The 19,403-nt window shown below is 39.3% G+C and carries 18 protein-coding genes and 3 pseudogenes; 4 read left to right on the top strand and 17 right to left on the bottom strand.

The genetic code is table 11. The annotated features are described in order from the left end of the window. Positions 1 to 33 precede the first annotated feature (33 nt). The 10 genes and pseudogenes from murA to J5F42_RS03435 all read right to left on the bottom strand — a co-directional run bounded on the left by murA (position 34) and on the right by J5F42_RS03435 (position 9,264). A complete protein-coding gene (gene murA / locus J5F42_RS03480) occupies positions 34 to 1,302 on the bottom strand; it encodes a UDP-N-acetylglucosamine 1-carboxyvinyltransferase (protein WP_097693531.1) in 1,269 nt (422 codons plus the stop codon). A 2-nt stretch (positions 1,303 to 1,304) separates the two neighbouring features. After that, positions 1,305 to 1,712, bottom strand: coding sequence for a hypothetical protein (locus J5F42_RS03475; RefSeq protein WP_097699166.1), 408 nt, complete (start codon positions 1,710 to 1,712; stop codon positions 1,305 to 1,307). A gap of 11 nt (positions 1,713 to 1,723) precedes the next feature. Beyond that, positions 1,724 to 2,545 carry a UTP--glucose-1-phosphate uridylyltransferase GalU gene (gene galU / locus J5F42_RS03470; protein ID WP_079356179.1) on the bottom strand — a complete coding sequence of 274 codons (822 nt, stop codon included), beginning with the start codon at positions 2,543 to 2,545 and terminating at the stop codon, positions 1,724 to 1,726. Further along, positions 2,542 to 4,224, bottom strand: coding sequence for a lytic transglycosylase domain-containing protein (locus tag J5F42_RS03465; RefSeq protein WP_283491561.1), 1,683 nt, complete (start codon positions 4,222 to 4,224; stop codon positions 2,542 to 2,544). Before J5F42_RS03465 ends, galU begins: the two co-directional genes overlap by 4 nt. A gap of 13 nt (positions 4,225 to 4,237) precedes the next feature. Further along, a complete protein-coding gene (locus J5F42_RS03460; protein WP_039090505.1) occupies positions 4,238 to 4,531 on the bottom strand; it encodes a YggT family protein in 294 nt (97 codons plus the stop codon). Then, positions 4,528 to 5,847 carry a glutamate--tRNA ligase gene (gltX, locus tag J5F42_RS03455; protein ID WP_097699168.1) on the bottom strand — a complete coding sequence of 440 codons (1,320 nt, stop codon included), beginning with the start codon at positions 5,845 to 5,847 and terminating at the stop codon, positions 4,528 to 4,530. The genes J5F42_RS03460 and gltX overlap by 4 nt, the downstream gene beginning before the upstream one ends. Before the next feature lie 165 nt (positions 5,848 to 6,012). Beyond that, positions 6,013 to 6,665 (bottom strand): annotated as a pseudogene (gene frxA / locus J5F42_RS03450) (NAD(P)H-dependent flavin oxidoreductase FrxA). Between the two features lies 1 nt (position 6,666). Beyond that, on the bottom strand, positions 6,667 to 7,524 hold the full coding sequence (locus J5F42_RS03445; RefSeq protein ID WP_097699169.1) for an NAD(P)-dependent oxidoreductase: 858 nt from the start codon (positions 7,522 to 7,524) through the stop codon (positions 6,667 to 6,669). Positions 7,525 to 7,538: 14 nt separating this feature from the next. After that, on the bottom strand, positions 7,539 to 8,042 hold the full coding sequence (locus J5F42_RS03440) for an SRPBCC family protein (RefSeq protein WP_097699170.1): 504 nt from the start codon (positions 8,040 to 8,042) through the stop codon (positions 7,539 to 7,541). A gap of 13 nt (positions 8,043 to 8,055) precedes the next feature. Further along, positions 8,056 to 9,264, bottom strand: coding sequence for a CCA tRNA nucleotidyltransferase (locus J5F42_RS03435; RefSeq protein ID WP_283491560.1), 1,209 nt, complete (start codon positions 9,262 to 9,264; stop codon positions 8,056 to 8,058). A 62-nt stretch (positions 9,265 to 9,326) separates the two neighbouring features. Between J5F42_RS03435 and queC the strand changes: the two genes are divergently transcribed. Beyond that, entirely contained in the window at positions 9,327 to 10,007 is a 681-nt protein-coding gene (gene queC / locus J5F42_RS03430; protein ID WP_283491559.1) for a 7-cyano-7-deazaguanine synthase QueC, read from the top strand. Between the two features lie 45 nt (positions 10,008 to 10,052). Here queC and J5F42_RS03425 read toward each other — a convergent pair. Next, positions 10,053 to 10,995, bottom strand: a pseudogene (locus J5F42_RS03425) (outer membrane protein). 126 nt (positions 10,996 to 11,121) lie between these two features. Between J5F42_RS03425 and J5F42_RS03420 the strand changes: the two are divergent. Beyond that, positions 11,122 to 11,271: pseudogene (locus tag J5F42_RS03420) on the top strand (7-cyano-7-deazaguanine synthase); the annotation flags it as partial. 237 nt (positions 11,272 to 11,508) lie between these two features. On the opposite strand, the gene oipA reads toward J5F42_RS03420, so the two are convergent. Continuing rightward, positions 11,509 to 12,426 (bottom strand): outer inflammatory protein OipA, encoded by a 918-nt coding sequence (gene oipA, locus J5F42_RS03415; protein ID WP_203059345.1) that lies wholly within the window; start codon positions 12,424 to 12,426, stop codon positions 11,509 to 11,511. A 180-nt stretch (positions 12,427 to 12,606) separates the two neighbouring features. Between oipA and J5F42_RS03410 the strand changes: the two genes are divergently transcribed. Beyond that, entirely contained in the window at positions 12,607 to 13,038 is a 432-nt protein-coding gene (locus J5F42_RS03410; RefSeq protein ID WP_203059343.1) for a hypothetical protein, read from the top strand. A gap of 128 nt (positions 13,039 to 13,166) precedes the next feature. Beyond that, entirely contained in the window at positions 13,167 to 13,580 is a 414-nt protein-coding gene (locus J5F42_RS03405; protein WP_283491558.1) for a hypothetical protein, read from the top strand. A gap of 4 nt (positions 13,581 to 13,584) precedes the next feature. On the opposite strand, the gene hydE is transcribed toward J5F42_RS03405, so the two are convergent. From hydE to J5F42_RS03380, 5 genes are read right to left on the bottom strand one after another with little or no spacing between them, the layout of a single operon-like run. Beyond that, positions 13,585 to 15,123, bottom strand: a complete 1,539-nt coding sequence (gene hydE, locus J5F42_RS03400; protein WP_283491557.1) for a hydrogenase biosynthesis protein HydE — start codon at positions 15,121 to 15,123, stop codon at positions 13,585 to 13,587. Between the two features lies 1 nt (position 15,124). After that, positions 15,125 to 15,661: a hydrogenase biosynthesis protein HydD gene (hydD, locus tag J5F42_RS03395; protein WP_000078614.1), complete on the bottom strand. Its 537-nt coding sequence runs from the start codon at positions 15,659 to 15,661 to the stop codon at positions 15,125 to 15,127. Further along, on the bottom strand, positions 15,658 to 16,332 hold the full coding sequence (gene cybH, locus J5F42_RS03390; RefSeq protein WP_075653815.1) for a Ni/Fe-hydrogenase, b-type cytochrome subunit: 675 nt from the start codon (positions 16,330 to 16,332) through the stop codon (positions 15,658 to 15,660). Before cybH ends, hydD begins: the two co-directional genes overlap by 4 nt. Before the next feature lie 12 nt (positions 16,333 to 16,344). Next, positions 16,345 to 18,081 (bottom strand): nickel-dependent hydrogenase large subunit, encoded by a 1,737-nt coding sequence (locus tag J5F42_RS03385; RefSeq protein WP_022576694.1) that lies wholly within the window; start codon positions 18,079 to 18,081, stop codon positions 16,345 to 16,347. 9 nt (positions 18,082 to 18,090) lie between these two features. After that, positions 18,091 to 19,245: a hydrogenase 1 small subunit gene (locus J5F42_RS03380; RefSeq protein ID WP_000499087.1), complete on the bottom strand. Its 1,155-nt coding sequence runs from the start codon at positions 19,243 to 19,245 to the stop codon at positions 18,091 to 18,093. Positions 19,246 to 19,403 lie beyond the last annotated feature (158 nt).

Genomic DNA, 19,403 nt, shown 5'->3' with positions numbered 1-19,403 from the left:
AAAATATTCTAGCTATTGTAACCAAATCTTGGATTATTTTTCTTTTAAGCGCAATACTTTTGCCCCTAAAGCGTTGATTTTATCCTCTAATCTCTCATAACCCCTATCCAAGTGGTAAATCCTATGCACCCTACTCACGCCCTTAGCCACTAAAGCGGCTAAAACGAGAGCCGAAGAAGCCCTTAAATCGGTCGCCATCACATCGCTTCCGGTAAGCTCTGTGGATCCGCTAATGGTAGCCACATTCGTTTTCAGGCTAATACTAGCCCCCAAGCGTTGCAATTCGCTTGCATGCATGAAGCGGTTTTCAAAAAGCGTTTCTTCAATCACGCTCGTCCCCAAACACTGCGTGGCTAACGCCATGAATTGCGCTTGCATGTCTGTGGGAAAGCCCGGGTATTCTTTCGTGGTGATTTCAAAGGCTTGTCGTTGTTTGGCCGGATAAATTTCTATAGAATTTTCTTGAATGTTTAGCGAAAAACCAATTTCTATGAGCTTGTCCGTGATCGCTTGAATATGGTTAGGGATGATACGATTGATTTTAAGCTGGCTGTTAGTGATAGCCCCCACGCACAAATAAGTGCCTGCTTCAATCCTATCGGGTATGATTTGAATGTCTTTTAAATTTAAAGCGTCATTTTCTACCCCCCTAATCTTTAACTCGCTGCTGCCAACGCCCTCAATTTCTACGCCTCCGCTTTGTAAAAACGCGCACAATTGAGCGATCTCTGGCTCTTTAGCGGCGTTAATGATGCGCGTGATCCCTTTAGCAAGACTTGCTGCCATGAGGGCGTTTTCTGTGCCTGTAACGCTGATTTTATCAAATAAAATATCATTCCCTTTCAAGCCTTTAGGGGCTTTTGCATGGATATAGCCTTGCTCAATTTTGATTTCAGCCCCTAATTGTTGCATCGCTTTTAGGTGCAAATCCACAGGCCTTGCTCCTATAGCGCACCCACCGGGCAAACTCACTAAGCATTCTTTAAAACGCGCTAATAGTGGGCCTAAAACCAAAATAGAAGCACGCATTTTACGCACCAAATCGTAAGTGGCTTCGGTGTGGTGCAGGGATTTGGCGCAAATTTGGAGCGTGTTAGGATCAAGCCATTCTAAGCTTGTGCCTAAATTTTGCAACAATAACGCCATCGCCTTTATATCCACCACTTGGGGCAAAGAATTGATTTTGACTTCTTGGCGGCTTAAAAGCGTGGCAGCTAAAATGGGGAGTGCGGAATTTTTCGCCCCTGAAATTTCTACCCCCCCTTTTAAAGGGACTTGTCCTACAATCTCTAAAAAATCCAATTCTATCCTTTTTCTTTTTTATTCTTAAGGGCTAAGCCGGTAGCGTTAGCGATTTTTTGTTGGTAATTAGGGTTAGCGTTTTCTAATTCTTGCCCAAAATTAATAGCGTCTTCTAATTCAAAAAATTCTGAAGCGACTAATTTTTGGATCGTTTCTAGCCACAGAGTTTCTTTGTCTTTGGGGCAAATTTTAAAGCGCTCATTGAAGTCGTTTTTCAGTTTTTCTAAAGCTAGCACGCTTTTAAGGTTTTTGATTTGCTCGTTTAAATATTCTAAAGAAAGGCTTTTATTAGGAATATTTTGCTTTAAAGGGGGGCGAGTAAGCCTCCAAACAAGCCCCACCAATAACACAGGCAGCAAGCATACAAAGAGGATCAAATACATGTAAGCGTAATAAGTCAAATTGCCCATGTTGATAAGATTTATAAGCGTTTTTTATAATAAGCGTTACTCGCTTCAATATAGCCTTCCACGCTCCCGCAATCGTATCGTTTGCCTTTGAATTGGTAAGCGATGATGCGTTTTTTTTTGGCTTGAGTGAGTAAAGCATCCGTGATTTGGATTTCATTGTTTTTACCCGGTTTCGTCTCGCTTAAAATTTCAAAAATATCCGGAGTCAAAATGTAGCGCCCTATCACGGCTAGGTTGCTTGGGGCGTCTTCTTGGCTTGGTTTTTCCACCATGTCTTTAATCTCATACACCCCCTCTTCTAACAATTCGCCCCTGATCACGCCGTATTTTGAAACTTCTTCTAGTGCCACTTCTTCAATGGCTACAATGGGGCATTGGTATTTTTGATACAATGAAGTCATTTGTTTTAACACGCTTGGGTGATCATGGCTTATGCATAAGTCATCGGCTAAAATCACCGCAAAAGGCTCATTGCCTATGAGAGCTTCTCCGGTTAAAATCGCATGCCCTAGGCCTTTCATTTGCTTTTGGCGCACATAGGAAAAACAGCATTTTTCTATAATGTTACGAATGCTTTTTAGAGCGTTTTCTTTGTTAGTGCCTTGGATTTGATGCTCTATTTCATAGCTCGTGTCAAAATAATCTTCTAAGCTTCGTTTATTCCTCCCCGTAACGATCGCCATCACTTCACAGCCCGCTTCCATCGCTTCTTCTACAGCGTATTGGATTAAAGGCTTATCCACAATGGGCAGCATTTCTTTAGGAATGGTTTTAGTGATCGGCAAAAAGCGCGTGCCATAGCCCGCGGCAGGAAAAAGGCATTTTTTAATCATGGTTTGTCCTTTGAGTTAAGAGTTTGTTCTAAAAATCCATCAATAGGGATGAAATTCCCAAAAATTTCTTGATAAATCAAGTAATTGAGCATGACCCTAAAGCCATACATGCGAGTCTCGCTATAAGGCATAAGCTCCATGCTAAGCCATGGCTCAAAATGATTTTTTTCTTTGAATCGTTTGGAGCTTTCTAACCACCTCCTTAAAAACCCAGGCCCAGCATTATAGGCGTAGGCGACAAAAAGGGGGTGGTTGAATTCTTTTTTCAAATGGTTCAAGTAATAATTACCAAATTTGAGGGCGATATTGGGGTTAAACATGTCGTTTAGATCAATGTTATCCATGCCAAGGCTTTTAGCGAAAGGCCCTACATTAAAGGGCATGATTTGCATAAGCCCTAGAGCAAAGGAGCGAGAGATTAAAGCCGGGAGCAAGAAACTTTCTTGCCTAGCGATCGCATACGCCATAGCCTTTTCATCAACATTTTGCCATTCAATAATGCCCTCATAAGGGGATAAATAATAATAAATCTTGTCTTTATTGCGTTGGCTTAAAAGGTAGGTCAATTCAGGAGCGCTTTTTTCATAATACAAGCTTTTTAGCATCGCATTAAACGCGCCCTCATCTTTCAAACTCAAGGTTTTTTCCTTAAAAATTTGCCATAAAAAAGGGTCATGCGTGTCAAAAGGAGGGTCCTCTTGGCTTAAATTCTGGATGCGTGAAATGATGCGATAACTGGGCGTGGTTTTGAGTTTTCGGCTCGCATAAAGGCTATAGAGGTTTAGGGCTGGGCTTTGTGAGAGGCTCTCTAGGGTTTTTTTCTTTTTAGAGGCTAAATATTGCCAAAAAATCGCCCTGTCTTTTGAAAAATCATCGTCCTTGACAACCGCTTCTGAGCGTTCAAAATACTTGAGCGCTTTAGAGGGTTTTTTGCGCAAGATTTCGTTAATCCCTAGAATAAAAAAGGTTTGCGCGTTGCTTTGGGTGGCGTTACTTTTAGCCAGAGCGTCTTTAAAATGATCCAATTTAGGATCTAAGATGACTTGATAGATCAAGCGGTTAAACGCCGGGTAATCTTCATCTAAAAGGCGGTTTAATTCTTTAATGGGGATACGCTCTTCAAAAATTTGGAGCTTTTTTTCATAACTCAAATGATTGAAAAGCGCGCTAAACACTTGCACATTAGCCTTAAATAAAGAAGCGCTCACATGCTTACTTTGCAAAATTTCTAATTCTTCATAAAGAATGGGGTAAGCCTCTTTGATTTTTTCTTGTAAGGGCTTGATGGTTTGGATGGGGATTTTATCAAAATCTTTGATTTTTGATTTTAAAGCGATAGCGATACAACTCGCTTGGAAAGTGTCTGTTGTTTCTAACATGCTTTCTAGGGTAATTTGTTTGCAATAAATATCTTCAGGCAATTTAACATCAGGGTTTTTTTCTGCATTGTCTGAGCCTTTTTCTTGCATGGCTTTTTGTAGGGCGTTGTTTTTGTTTTGGGTCAATTCATAGGCTTTTTTAGCGTTTTCTAAAGTGGTTTTTTTATCGCTAATATAACGCCACAAATAATAATCCCTAACGATCCCGGCGGGCTTTTTTTCTAAATCTTTTAAATTGAACTCGGTTTGAGAAAAACCAACGCCAAGCATACCGATAAAAAACAAGGTAAAAAAACGCATGCGGTTATTTTCTTTAAAGGTTTTTAGCGAGCATGAAAAGCCACTGAATGAGCGTGAGATCCAAGAATTTCAAAACGATGACCACCACTAAAGGAGCGAAATCCAACCCGTTAAACACCAGCTTGAATCTAGAGCGTAAAAAATAAAACACCGGCTCACACAAGCGAGCGAGGATTTGCATGATGGGGTTATTAGGGTTAGGCTGCACGAAGCCTAGAAGCGAATAAATGATCACCACCCACATATAAATCGTAATGAGCGAGCTTAAAATCACCGCTATCGCATTGATAAGGGTAGAAAAAATCATGCTTTTAGCCTTAAAATTTCTTGATAGTGGCTTTGGATATAGGGGAAAATCAAAGGCAACTCAATGCCATGCGAGTTCCCGGTTAAAAGAATGCGCAAAGGTTTGAAAAAATCCTTACCCTTAAGCTGGCTCAATCGCATGGCTTCTTTTTTAAAACTTTCAAAATCCTTATAGGCTTGAAAATCCATGCTTTTTAGAGCGTTAAAAAGCGCTAAACAACGCTCTTTAAAATCTTCATTTTCATAAGTTTTAACAATATCCTTTGGCTCTAAAAACAACGAAATTTTTTCTTTCAATTCTAAAAGCGTGCCGCATTCTTCTATAAACAATCTTAAAAGCCCTAGGAGGTTTTTATCTTTTATTGAAGTGAGTTCTAATAACTTTTCATCGTCTAAAAGCTTTAAATGCTCGTGGTTTAAGTGTTTTAAATATTTTAAATTAAAATGAGCTGGGGAATTAGAAAGGTTTTCTAAATCAAACCATTCTATCGCTTCATCAAGGCTAAAAACTTCCTTAGGCACTTTATTACCGATAGTGATGAGGTAATTCGCAATCGCAACCGGTAAAAACCCTTGATTCAAAAGCCATTTCACGCTGGACGCTTCGTCTCTTTTGCTCATCTTTTTACCGCTTACTTCATCTAAAATAATGGGCAAATGTGCATAAACAATCGGATCGTTTGAGCCTAAAGCTTGCTGGATTAAAATTTGTTTAGGGGTGTTACTCACATGATCTTCGCCTCTAATGATCAGACTGATTTCATAGAGCAAATCATCGCATGCACAAGCGAAATTATAAGTAGGGCTTTTATCCTTTCTCAAAAGCACAAAAGAATCCAATTCATAAGGCTCAAATCTCACTTCTTTTTTAATCGCATCGTTGAAAGACACCGCATGATTTGGGGCTTTTAAACGCACCACAGGGGCATGGCACTTGTCTTTTTCTAAAGCCGCCCACTCGTCTAAATACCTGAAAGGGCGTTTTTCATTCTTGGCTTTTTCTTTTTCTTTTTCTAAAAACTCCGCGCTCGCATAACAATAAAACGCTTTATTTTCTTTCAGTAATTTTTCCGCCATTTCTCTGTGATAATCTATGTTATGGCTTTGATACACGAGCTTGTCCCAACTTACCCCCATAAGCTTTAAAATCTCTAAAATTTCCTGGTCTTTGCCTTCAATGTTACGCTCTTTGTCTGTGTCTTCAATGCGAATAAGAAAGGGTTTATGTTGCTGTTTGGCCACAATGTAGTTGAAAATGGCTGCCCTTAAATTCCCTATGTGCATATCCCCTGTAGGCGAAGGCGCAAAACGAAGCATAAAAACCCTTTATTTAAAAATAGTTTTTGATTATACCTAAAGAATACTTAATTGTGTTGTGGTAGTTCTGTTTTTATCAAACATGAATGGGCATCATTTAAGAGATTAGCGCTTGGCTAACGCCAAGCTCTTTATGGTTGGTTATCAAAAAGCTAACAGCGTTTTTTATTCAATCACTTCATAAATAACTTCTGTCTTCCAACGGGTTTTAGGGGTGATTTCTTGATTGCGATAACCAAAACAAGCCATTACCGACACGCCAAATTCCGCCGTGTTCAGATAGCCTTTTTCCTCTAAATAAGCCTCCACTTTTTCTTGATCATACCCTTCAATCGGGCAAGAATCAATCCCTAACATGGCCGCTGCCATCATCATGTTCGCCATTTGGATATAAGTCTGCTTGCTAGCCCAATCAAACAAAGATCGTTCGCTATTGAGTTTCATATCGTTCTCTTGGAAATTTTTGATGATTTGAGCGAACCTGGAATTGGTGTCATAATCCCTTTTTTTAACCTCATGCATCACTTTCTTAACATAATCGCTGTCATAAGTAACGCCTTTTCGCGCAAGATAAATGACAAAATGGCTCGCTCCCTCTAAACCAAAAAGCGCCCCCCAGGCCATCGGTTTTAAATCTTCTTTCATGCGTTCATTCTTTAATAAAAGCATTTTCCATGGTTCAAGCCCGATTGAAGAAGGGGCTAATCTCCCCACTTCAACCAAAGCTTCCCAATCCTTTTGGGAAATACGACGATTAGGATCGTATTTTTTGCAGCAAATCGTTGGTGCTGTAAAGCAACCACTTGTTCTCTGTCCATTTTAATGTTCTCCTTTTTCTAAATAATGATAAACGGCTGCCATATCCAATGCACCTAAACCGGATTTTTCTGCTTGAGAATAAAGCTCTTCTGCTTGAAATAAGAATGGCAACTTTATCGCCTCTCCTGCTTCATTGTTAGCTAAACGAATGTCCTTGAGCATGAGTTTCAAACTGAAAGCGGCCGGATAGCTATCTTGTAGCCACATGCCTTTTTTAGCTTGAAAGAGAGGCGAATTCATGCCAGATTGGCCAATAATTTGTAAAAATAACTCTGCATCAACCCCTAAATGTTTGGCTAATAACAAAGCTTCTGAATAAGCAACCCCCATTTGAGCCAAAAGGCTATTGATGGATAATTTAGCCCCTGCCCCTTGACCAACTTTTCCTAAATAAAAAGTTTGACTCCCCAAATGTGCAAAAATAGGTTTGAGTTGAGCAACCACCTCTTCTTCACCGGCTGCCAAAATCAATAACGCCCCAGCTTTGGCCGCACCAACCGATCCTGAAACGGGCGCTTCAAGGTAAGTTACTTGATGCTTTTGAGCGGTTTTTTCTAAAGATAAGCTTTCCAAAGGGGCGATGGTGCTCATATTCACCACGATTTTTTCAGACATCTGTTCCCAAAATTTTGGCGCTAAAACAGCATCAATCGCCGTTTTATCCGAAAGCATGGTAAAAATCAGATCAACTTTAGCGGCCAAATCTATAGGGTTAGTATAAACCGCTACGCCTTTTTCTTTTAAAGGGGCTGCTTTGCTCTCTGTTCGGTTATAAACTGATACTTTTAAACCTGCATCGCACAAACGAGCCGCCATAGGAGTCCCCATAGCCCCAAGTCCAATCCATCCGATTTTCATTTAACCCTCACTTATTAGCGTGAATACGCCACTAAACCATCTAACCAAGCTTGATGGCCATTTAGCATCGTATTAGGCACAGATTTCGCTAAAGCTTTAGCAGGGACTCCTAACTGAGTTTCTTGGGTTAAAATACGCACACAATCATTGTCTAATTTTTCAACTAGCCATGCGTGATAGGCTTCAAGATACTCATCGCCTTTAGCTTCATTCCAACCTCTCCAAGCCAAACGCAGTATGGTGTCTTTCAATTCAAACTCTTCCACTTGCGCTTCAATGAGAAAGCCAAAAGTTTCAAAACGGAAACGAGTCTTGTCTTTAAGAATAGTATTGTCTTGATTATGCATGTGGATATTCCCTGAATTTTTGTAATACTTTTCCCAACAAGACGCATCTCTTAAGTGTTGCACCACTTTATTAAAATCCAAACCTTTGACAATGACTTCATTGGACACAAAATTATCAGTCTCTCCTGGAATCCATTTTTCAGGCCATTGAATCGCATTCATCGTTATCATGTTTTCTCTGTTTTTAATTTTTTCTGCCTATTGGCGAGTGATTTATAGCATCATTAGGTAAATAATGATCTTTAACCCATTTTATCAGCCATTCTAAAGCGTTGTTTTTAGGGTGAGCGATGACTAAATTTAGGCATGCGTTTAAAATTTCGCCGATTTTTTGGTGCTGATAACCCAAGTTTTGGAGTGCACCGCCCTTAAGGGCTAAATGTTCTTTTTTAAAAGGCTCGTTAGAATCAAAGATTTCTTTTAACAATCTTTTAATTTTTAAAGCATGTTTGGGGTTTTTGAGCACATAAAAATCTAAAGCCAAATTAAAAGGTTCTAAATCGTAGTTTTTTAATAAAAATTTTAACTCTGTTTTATTATGAATATTTAAAAAAGCTTTATGGCATTCTTTAGCTTGAGTAAATAAAACACATGTTTTTTTAGGGTATCGTAGATTTTCTAAACTTTTTTGATCTTTAAAAAACCCTAACAATCTTAATTCCAGATTGAAAGGCGCGTTTTTTAAAAACCCTAAATTTTCTATTGTTTCTTGAGTAACCAACTCTAAAATTTCTTGATATTCTTTAGCCACTTCATAGGCGTTTTTCCCCATAAGAAGCTTATTCAATTCACTTTGTAAGCGTTCTTTGGAGAGGTGTTTTAACAAATCCTTACACGCAAAAACCGCTTCTTTAGTGCTTGCTGCTATCTTAAAGCCTAAAGTTGCGCTAAATCGCAGCGATCTTAAAATCCTTAAAGCGTCTTCAAAAAACCTTAATCGCGCTCCCCCCACGCATTCAATTATTTGATTTTCAATCGCATTCTGCCCTTTAAAAGGATCAATCAGCCCTTTTGTAGGGCTATAAGCGATCGCATTCATGCTAAAATCGCGCCGCTTTAAATCATCTGTTAAATGAGTGCTAAAAACCAATTCTTTAGGCTTTCGGTGTTTGATATGCCCCTTTTCCATTCTAAAAGTTGTGATTTCATAACTTTGATGGTTTTTAAGAGCCGTGATCGTGCCATGTTTGATGCCGGTTTCTAACACCCTAAAATGGCGTTTTAAAAGAAGCTCTTTACTTTCATTGACTAAAGCGTTTGAGGTTAAATCGTAATCTTTGGGAGTAATGCCCATCAAACAATCGCGCACGCACCCCCCTACCAAGTAAAGCTCATAAGGGGATTTTTCATAAATATCAAACAATTCTTTTAATTCTTTTTCTAACTCAAACACGCTTTTTACTCTTAAAATTTCTTTGTGTTATTATATCTTTTTAGAATTTTTAAGGAATGTTGATGGAACAAGAAATTTGCGTGATCGGTTTTAGCGGCGGGCAAGACAGCACCACTTTAGCCGTATGGGCGAAAAAGCGTTTTAAAAAAGTCTGTTTAGTGGGGTTTGATTACGCGCAAAAACACTCTGTGGAATTAGAATGCGCTCAAAAAATCGCTTCTCTTTTGCAACTCCCTTATGAAATCATTTCGTTAGATTTTTTAGAGAATATTACCCACTCCGCACTTTTTAAAAACTCTAACGATTTAATAGGGCATTCGCATGTGCAAAATAAAGATTTACCCAACTCTTTTGTGCCTAATCGTAACGCTATTTTTATCACCCTTTTGCATTCTTACGCGCAAAAACTAGGGGCTAGTAACATCGCTTTAGGGGTTTCGCAAGCGGATTTTAGCGGCTATCCGGATTGTAAAGAAGATTTTATTAAAAGCATCGAGCATGCCCTAAATTTAGGATCAAACACGGCGATTAAAATTGTAACGCCTTTAATGTTTTTGAATAAAGCGCAAGAATTTCAAATGGCTAAAGATTTGGGCGTCTTAGATTTAGTCATCAAAGAAACGCACACCTGCTACCAAGGAGAGCGAAAGATTTTGCATGCTTATGGCTATGGCTGCGATAAATGCCCAGCATGCCAACTGAGAAAAAAAGGCTATGAAGAGTTTGAATCTAATAAAAAATAAGGCTTTGTTTTAAAAAACCAACTAAAGAGCATTAAAAAGCGTGTTTTAATTTCTAAAGTTATATGCATAGTTAAGATAAACGCTCACCACTCTTTTATAATCCAATTTATCCCCATAATTATCGCTATAGTAATTGACTTTAAAGGCTGGCACTTTAACCCCTAATTCAACACTATAACTAAGATTTCCAAGAACTTGATTCCAACGAATGCCAAATTTTCCTTGCAACTGAAAAATCGTGCGGCTCTTGACTTGATTGAAAGGGTTGAGAGTTATACTTGAAAACGGATAGAGATTGTTACTTGAAAACCAAGTGCTAGCCCCTATATCCATGCCAATCACAAGCCCTAAAGAATACTCTTTGGATACGCGCCATGATGCTCTTTCTAATGCATTAGCGTCTAGCGTTCTGCCGGATTCTTGGGACGCTCGCTTATTATCGCCGATTTCGATTAAATTGATAAGCAAATCCGTATTGAAACCATAGGGTAAAAAAACGATTGAACCGATATTAGAATAAGAAATAGAACTAAAAGTGAGCAAACTCAAGGGTGAAACAGCTATTAAACTGGCGAAAGGAGCATAAGCAAGCTTACTAGTTTGGTAACCGAAAAAAAGAGAGTGCCTAAACCCTATAATCCTTTTTTTACCCAAAAAATATTTATACCCAAAGCTGAGTTCATTAAGAACACCGCCCGTTCCACCCTTTCCTTTTAATTGGAGAGCGATTTTGTTTGAATCTTTCACTTTGTTAAAAGCGTTTTGCGCATCTTCTACATATTTTGCTAATGGTTTTTCAAAGGGGTAATCGTTTGCGTTTTTGATCGCTTGATTTAAGGCGGTTTCTGCTAAAATTCTTTCGCCGATACTACCTTGTTCTTGAATGTAGCTTCCTTCTAGAGCATTTAAACCTAAATAAAATCCATTCCTTTCAGCGTGGAGCCAAAACGAGAGAGAGAGAGAGAGTTAGTAAGAGGGCTTTTTTCATGGTTTTTCTTTGGTTTAAGATTTGATATTATTGCTAGGTATTTTATCATAAAAATAGGATTTTAGTTATTGGGGTTTTAATGAAAAACAAAGTTAAAATGAAATAACCCTAAAAACCACCGCTTAATTAGGGACTTTAGATTTGATCATCAAAGAAACGCACACCTGCTATCAAGGAGAGCGAAAGATTTTGCATGCTTATGGCTATGGCTGCGATAAATGCCCGGCATGCCAATTGAGGAAAAAAGGCTTTGAAGAGTTTCAAGCTAAGCTGTAAAAAATAATTTTTTAAAGAATGGGGTTTTTAAAACTTTGTTTTTATAATAAATTTCTTAAGAGAACAGGGGATTTTGAAATAATTCCCCCTACAACCCCCAACTAAAACCCCTAACCCAAAAAGAGCGTTTTTTTAAGAGATTGTCGCTTGATTAAGATCAAGCTGTTTTATATTTTTGTTTAAAAAATGCCTTTGAGCGTTTTTACAAAACAATCAAAGAGCAGTAAAAAGCATGTTTTAATGTTTGTTTTTAAAGTTATATGTATAGTTAAGATAAACGCTCACCACTCTTTTATAATCCAATTTATCCCCATAATTATCGCTATAGTAATTGACTTTAAAAGCTGGCACTTTAACCCCTAATTCAACACTAGAACCCCCAAGATAGTTTTCATCGCCATAGCGATCAATATCGTATTCATCACTACTAAAACGAACGCCAAATTTCCCTTGTAACTGAAAAATCGTGCGGCTCTTGACTTGATTGAAAGGGGTGAGATTGTTACTCGCAAACCAAGTGCTACCCCCTAGTTCCATGCCAATCACAAGCCCTGAAGATTTTCTGATTATGTGTCTTGACGCTCTTTTTAATGTATCAGCGTCTAGCGTTCTGCCGGTCATATCTTTGTAAAATATAGAGAGCCCTTTTACCCTTCGTTCAACGTATTCTTGAGACGCTCGCTTATCGTTGGTCCAATTAATGAGCAAATCCGTATTGAAACCATAGGGTAAAAAAGCTATTAAACCGCTGCCAGGAACAGAACCAACGCCACCAAGTTGGTAACCGAAAAAAAGAGAGTGCCTAAACCCTATAATCCTTTTTTTGCCCAAAAAATATTTATACCCCAAGCTGAGTTCATTGAAAATACCGCCAGACCCGCCATTTCCTGCGAATCGGTTAGCGATTTTTGTTGAATCTTTCACTGCATTTAAGGCGTTTTCTGCATCTCTTATGGCTTTTGTGTTAGGGAATAATGAATTTTTTGCGTTATTGATCGCTTGATTTAAGGCGTTTTCTGCTGAAGCTTTTTCGCCGATGCTACCTTGTCCTTGAATATAGCTTCCTTCTGCAAAATTCAAACCTAAATAAAATCCGTTCCTTTCAGCGTGGAGCCAAAACGAGAGAGAGAGAGTTAGCAAGAGGGCTTTTTTCATGGTTTTTCTTTGGTTTAAGATTTGATATTATTGCTAGGTATTTTATCATAAAATAAGATTTTAGTATGGGGTTTTAATGAAAAACAAAGTTAAAATGAAATAACCCTAAAAACCACCGCTTAACCAACATTAAATCAAAAACATGTTAATCTTTAGTTATTTTAAAATTTAGGAAAACCCATGCATCAAAACAATTCCGCTCATCTTTCTAAAATCATTCTTTTTTTAAACACCGGCCTTTTAGCCTATTTGTTAAGCGCTTGTGGGGCGAATGTGCCTATAGAAGAAGTGATAGTTAAAGATCCTAAAGAAACCAAAGCCCAAGAAGTCGCCAGAGAAGAAAACGCCATCCAGCAAGAAAACGCCACTATTGATGCGCACACCACGCCTTTAATCAATCGTTTCACTAATTATAACGCTTATGGCTCTTTAAACGGCTTTTACAATTCAGTGGATAACCTCAATTCGCCCATGCAAAATGGGATGTATGGAGGCTATTACATGCCCTATTACTACATGCCCTATGGTTTCATGCCTTATGGGTCAGGTCTCATGCCTTATGGGCCTTATGGGTATGGAGCGCCTGGATACTTCCCTTACGCTTTTTATTGATTGAGTGGCTTTAGAAAGCGTGGTGGTGTTGGTGTTTTTGCTCAAACACGCTTATATTTTCTAATGGTTATTTCTAACATGCTAGGGTGGTGTGATAGAAAAAAACTATATTAAGAGGAGATATTCTTATGCGTATAGTTAGAAATTTATTTCTTGTATCGCTTGTGGCTTATAGTAGCACGTTCGCAGCGGATTTAGAAACCGAAACCAAAAACGACAAAAAAAGCAGTAAAAAGTTTTACAAACTCCATAAAAACCATGGATTAAAAACCGAGGCTAAAAACGACAAAAAGCTTTATGATTTCACTAAAAATAGTGCTTTAGAAGGCATAGATTTAGAAAAAAGCCCTAAGCTTAAAAGCCATAAAAAAAGCGATAAAAAGTTTTACAAACAACTCCCCAAAAATCGCATTTCAGAAGGCATGAGCATGCCAATCATTGACTTCAATAAGACCTTGTCTTTTGGGCCTTATTTTGAAAGGACTAAAAGCAAAAAAACCCAATACATGGACGGCGGGTTGATGATGCACATCCGCTTTTAAGCCCTTATTCATAATCCAAAAACTCATGCGTTTTAAGGGTTAGAGTTTTAGGGAAATACCGCACAAACAAATCCAAAAACACTTTTTCGCCAAAGAAATCCCCAGCGATCGTTACTTCTTGGACGCTAAAATTTTGCGCGTTATCCCAAATGAAATTCCCTAAAAACTCCGCTAAAGAATCCAAAATCCCCAAACTCAAAATTTCATTTTCCACGCCTGCGAGCCTGAAACTCATCGCGCTGTGCATGATCTTTGAAAAATTTAAAGCCATTTTGAAAGAATCGTCTTTAAGGATTTTATAATCAATCCTAGGGCCTTTAGGGCGTAAGCATTCTTTAGCCAAAGAAATAACGCTCTGCGTGCAAAAATCCTCGCTATAACCCAAAACAAACCCTAAAATGCGAAAAAAATCCAATAAATTCGCGCCCCCTAGATTGTATTTAGAAAGCTCTAAAAGGCGCGCGTAAAAATCAGGGAATTTAGTAGCGTAGTTTTTTAGCATTCTAGAGGCTTTTTCATCTTGTTTGAGAATGTTAAATATTTGATTGAAATCAAAACTAACGCTTAAAAGCGTTTTTAAAGAACCATTAGCATGCAATAACAACCTTGTAGGGCGCTTGGAACTAAAATACAAAACGATAGAATTGGGGGTTGCGCTTAAAAACTCTAATTCATCTTTAAAGGGAAGGGTAGAAAGGTTGTTTTCTAGCACGAATTTTTTAGTGGGTGTGATCAAGCGTTTAGGGGTTTTAAAAAGCGCTTCATAATGTAACAGCGCTTCACAAGAACGGCTTTCATGCATAAAAACAAATTCTATGCCCTCATCTTGTAAAATATGGCACAATAAATTCAATATGGGGTCATAGGGTAGTTGGGCTATGATTTCATCGTTTTTAAAAGTGTCCTTAAACACGCTTTTTAATGGGGCTTTGATGGAGGGTTTTTCCAAACTAGCCAAATATTTAGCGTCTTCTAAAGGCAATTTAGTGCAACTCAAAACGCTAGAAAGATCGCTAAAAATAACGCTTGGAGAGGGCTTTTTTAAAGAAAAAGATAATACCCCCCTAGAAGTGAAAATAGGGATAAAATCCTGTGTTTTGAGCATGCCTTTTAATTGGGTTAAGCAATCTATAAGCTCTTTAGGGCTATGGATTATATCTCCCTTAAAAGCGGTGTTTTTGACAAAACCTAACGCATTGGCATACAAAGATGAATTTTTGTCTAAAAAATCTTGATGCTCTTTAGCGTTCATAAAAAGGGGCTTTGAAAGGCTTGTTGTTTGGAAAAGATTTTCATCTAAAGGCTCTGTGATTTCTTTTAAAGACAAAAAGCTAAAATCTAAAGAAAAGGGTAAGATCTCACTTAATTTTTGTGCGAATTCTAAAGTGATCTCAGCGTTCGCTTGAAGGTAGAAAGAAGTGGTATTATCCTTATAAACGCTATAAAAACGCGCTTGCAAATGGAACGCTATTTGCTCTAAAAGGGGCATAAAATTCAGGCTTGTTTTTTCATTAACGCATTTAAAAAGAAAGACAAACGCCAATTCAAAAACCCTTATAAGAGAGTTCAGCGATACAATCTAAGGCGATGTGATCGGTGCGTTGCATTTTAACCCCCCATGCGTTGAGTTGGGTTTCTATGGCTTTTAAGGCTGTTTCTAAAGCGTTTAACATTTCGCTTGAGAGCTTGAAAGTGGTCTCGCTCCCTATCACAAAAGGCACAAGCCCCACGATAAAAGTTTTAGGCAAATCCCCTAAAAACTCCGTGAGCCTTAAAGTGTGCAGCATTTCCACTTCATGCGCGCTCCCAGCCCATGTGATTTCTTTAGGAGCGTCCTTAAAATCAAAGGCATAAACTGATCCAATTTCAACGCCTTTAGCGCTCACGCAATCCAAAATCAAAACCTTTTCATACGAAGTGATCAAAGGAATGAGTTGCTGAGCCATAGTCCCCCCATCCACAATATCCACGCTAGGGAAAAAAGAAAAATTCTTTTTAAGATAGTGGGCTAGATGCACCCCAATCCCTTCATCGCCAAAAAGGATATTTCCAATGCCTAGAATTAGGATTTTTTGACTCATTCTTTGGTGTAACCATAGCCATTAATCATAGAATCCGCCCCCGAACTTTCATACCTGATAGAATGGAAAAACACCATATAAACATGCACAGGGACAAACAAAATAAATCCCCAAGTCGCTAAGTGGTGGATAAAACGCACGTTCGCTAACCCCCCACAAAGCGCTTCAAACCACTTAAAAGCGCTTGCTAAAAACGCCCCAAGCCCCGCATGATAGACATTATAATACAGCACCACCCCGCTCAAACTCATCAATACGATCAAAACAACTAAAGTGAAATAAGCCACGAGCTGGATAGGGTTATACAATCCTTTAGTGTGGGGTTTGCCGCTGATAAGAAAATACGCTTTCATCTGATCAATCCAAGCTTTTGGGCTTAAAAGTTGGCCAAAACTCCTGCGTTCCATCAAGCTTTCTTTAGTGAAAAAAAGATAGGTTCTAAAGATTAATGCGCTAATGAGTAAAAACCCAAACATGACATGAAAAGAGCGCACATAAGCTTGTAAAAGATACACCCCTTTATAAAAGCTGGAATTAGGCTGCAAAAAAGGGTAAGCGATGTAAAACCCTGTAGCGATTAAAGTAAAAATACTCAAAGCCCTAACCCAATGGAAAAAGCGCACAAAACCTGAATACTCTTTGTGTAAAACGACCTTATTCATTTTATCCATGCGTAACCCTTTTTAGAATTTAGCGAAATTAGGCTCTACTTTAAACTCGTTCAAAGACTGCCCTTTAAAATCCATCACATGCACTGAGCATGCGATGCATGGGTCAAAAGAATGGATAGTCCTAATGATTTCTAAAGGCTGGGTTAAATCAGCGATTTTAGTGCCAATCAAGCTCATTTCATAAGCCCCTCTTTGGTTTTTGGAATCCCTAGGCCCCGCATTCCAAGTGGAAGGCACTACCGCTTGATAATTTTCCACCACGCCGTTTTTAATACGCACCCAATGGCTTAGCATGCCCCTTGGCACTTGACCAATGTAGCGCCCTTTATATTCTTGATTTTTATCAATGTGATAAGGAGCGCAAGTGCTTTGATCGCTCTTTAGATTTTCCACTAGTGCATCAAACGCCAAAAGGCCATTATCAGCAATCGTTTTAGCTTCAATACACCTTGCAGCTGTGCGCCCAAGCGTTGAAAACAACGCCTCTAAAGGCAGTTTAGTGTCTTTTAAAAACTTCGTAGCCACTTCAGTAACATAAGGGTTTTTCGCCGCTAACCCTACCACTACGGAACTTAAAGGGCCTACTTCCATGGGCTTACTATCGTATCTGGGCGATTTTATCCAAGAATATTTATTTTTAGTGTCAAGCACTTTAGCAGGGATGATTTTATTTTCAATCCCCACGCTCTCGCCGTCTTTTAAACCGGTATAATGCGGGTTCGTTTGCCCGTCATAAGGGTGGAGTTGCACTTCTTTAGTGTCTTCATATTGATACCAAGAATGCGTAACCTCTTCTTTAATCAAACTTTCATCAATGGGGTGTAATTTAGAAATATCCCCATCAAGCACCACCCCACTACTCAAAAGGTATTTATCCTTCCCGAGCAACACTTCTTCATAAGCGATAAAATTCCTTAAGCCGCAGCCTTTAATAACGGATTGCTCGTTAGCGAACATTTCGCCTGCCATCACCAAATCAGGGTAGTAAGCATGGTTGATAAAATTGGCCACCACTTCAAACTTGCTCTTCCACTCCGCCAATCTCGTCGGATCCAATATATCCATAACACTCGTAACACCCCCCACCGTTAGGCTTTGTGGGTGAGGCTGTTTGGCCCCAAAAATAGCGGTCATTTTCGCCGCTTCCCTTTGGATTTCTAAAAGCTTAAGGTAGTGGCTTAAGACGATTAAATTTTGCTCTGGGCTTAAACGATAGGTTTTATGCCCATAATAGCCATTACTAAAAGGCCCTAAAGATCCGCCTTTAGCGAAATCATTCAAGCGTTTTTGAACCGCTTTTAATTCGCCCGCACCGGTATTAATGGGATAAGGGCTGTATTTGAAAGAGAGTTTTGCCGCTTGAATGGGATCGGCTTTTAAAGCGCTCATAATATCGCACCAATCAAGCCCATGCAAAGTATAAAAATGCACCACATGGTCATGAAAAAGCAACGCCATGTTCATCAAAGATCGCACCAATTGCGCGTTTAATGGGGGGGTGATGCCTAGAGCGTTTTCTACCGCAGTGATACCAGCCTTATAATGCGAATAAGTGCATACCCCACAAATCCTTTGAGCGATGAAGCCTGCATCTCGTGGATCTCTGCCTTTAATAATGGTCTCTAGCCCCCTAAAAAGCGTAGAAGAAGAAAACGCATCGGTGATCACATTATCATCATCTACAATCACCTCAATCCTTAAATGCCCCTCAATCCTAGTGATAGGATCGACTACGATTTTTTTTGACATGTTAATCCCTTACTCTTTGTTTTTGATCGCTTTAGAAAGGAGCGCATGCGCGACAATGCCAATAGCGGTTGCACTCAGCAAAGTCGTGCCGACTTTATCGGCCACTTTATCAGCCCCTAAGCCATCAAAGGCGGTTTTAATGGAGCGATTCGCCAAAGGCTCTTCAAAAGGACTCATCGTATCCCAAAAATTAGGCTCAGAACACCCTATGCACCCATGCCCTGCACCTATGGGCCAAGAGGTGTGTGAATTGAAGCGGAGTTTGGAGCAATTGTTGAAAGTGTAAGGCCCTTTACAGCCCATTTTATACAAACAAAAGCCCCTTTTAGCGTTTTCATCGCCAAAATGCTCCACAAACTCGCCCGCATCAAAATGCCCTCTCCTTTCGCACAAATCATGAATCCTATTCCCATAAGCCCAAGAGGGGCGGTTATACGCATCCAATTTAGGGAGAGCCCCAAACATCAAGTAATAAAGCACATTACCCACGATATTTTTTTCACTAGGCGGGCAACCGGGAACATTGATCACGGGTTTATCAATGATTTTGTGTAAGGGTTGCGCGTTAGAGGGGTTAGGATAAGCCGCTTGCACGCCCCCAAAACTTGAGCATGTACCTATGGCAAAAATAGCGGCTGCATATTGAGCGGCTTTCCTACATTCTTCAGCCCCCGTTTCAGCGTTTGGGCCTTGAGTGAGAAAGTATTCTGTGCCTTGGGGGATACCGCCTTCTACCATTAAAATGTAATTGTTTTTATGCTTTTCTATGGCGTCATGCAAGCTTTTTTCAGCTTGAAAACCGCTCGCTACCATGATGGTCTCATGGTATTCTAGGTTGATGTAATCAAAGATAATGCTATCAATGGTGGGGTCTGCGCTCCTTAACAAGCTCTCGCTACAGCCGGTGCATTCTGCCATGTGCAACCAAATCACGGGCAATCTGTTAGCCACTTCCACCGCTTTCAAAGTCAAGGGAGCAAAGCTAGCCGGTAAAGCTAGAGTCGCGCTCATCATGCCCGCCCACTTCAACAAATCGCGCCTAGAAATGCCCGCACCCTTAAACTCGTCTTGCAAGTTTTTATGCTCGTTATGAGCGTTAAACGAGCTGACTATCTCAAGGCGTTCTTCAATCCTTTGATAGGTCTTTTTTTCATCGTAGAACATCGCCACTCCTTAATTAGAAATTTTCATTATCTTAACATAATAAAAATAATACAGCTACAATTGATTGTTTTTTAGTTTTTATTTAGATTGAGGGAATTTCTTTAATATTAAGTTTCATTTGGATAGAATTCCCCTCTATTTTATTAAAAAAGGAACAA

The organism is Helicobacter pylori, from assembly GCF_030062585.1.
Classification (GTDB): domain Bacteria; phylum Campylobacterota; class Campylobacteria; order Campylobacterales; family Helicobacteraceae; genus Helicobacter; species Helicobacter pylori_CN.
The sequence above is the reverse complement of the archived record's forward strand: the minus strand, read 5'-3'. Positions and strand labels throughout refer to the sequence as shown.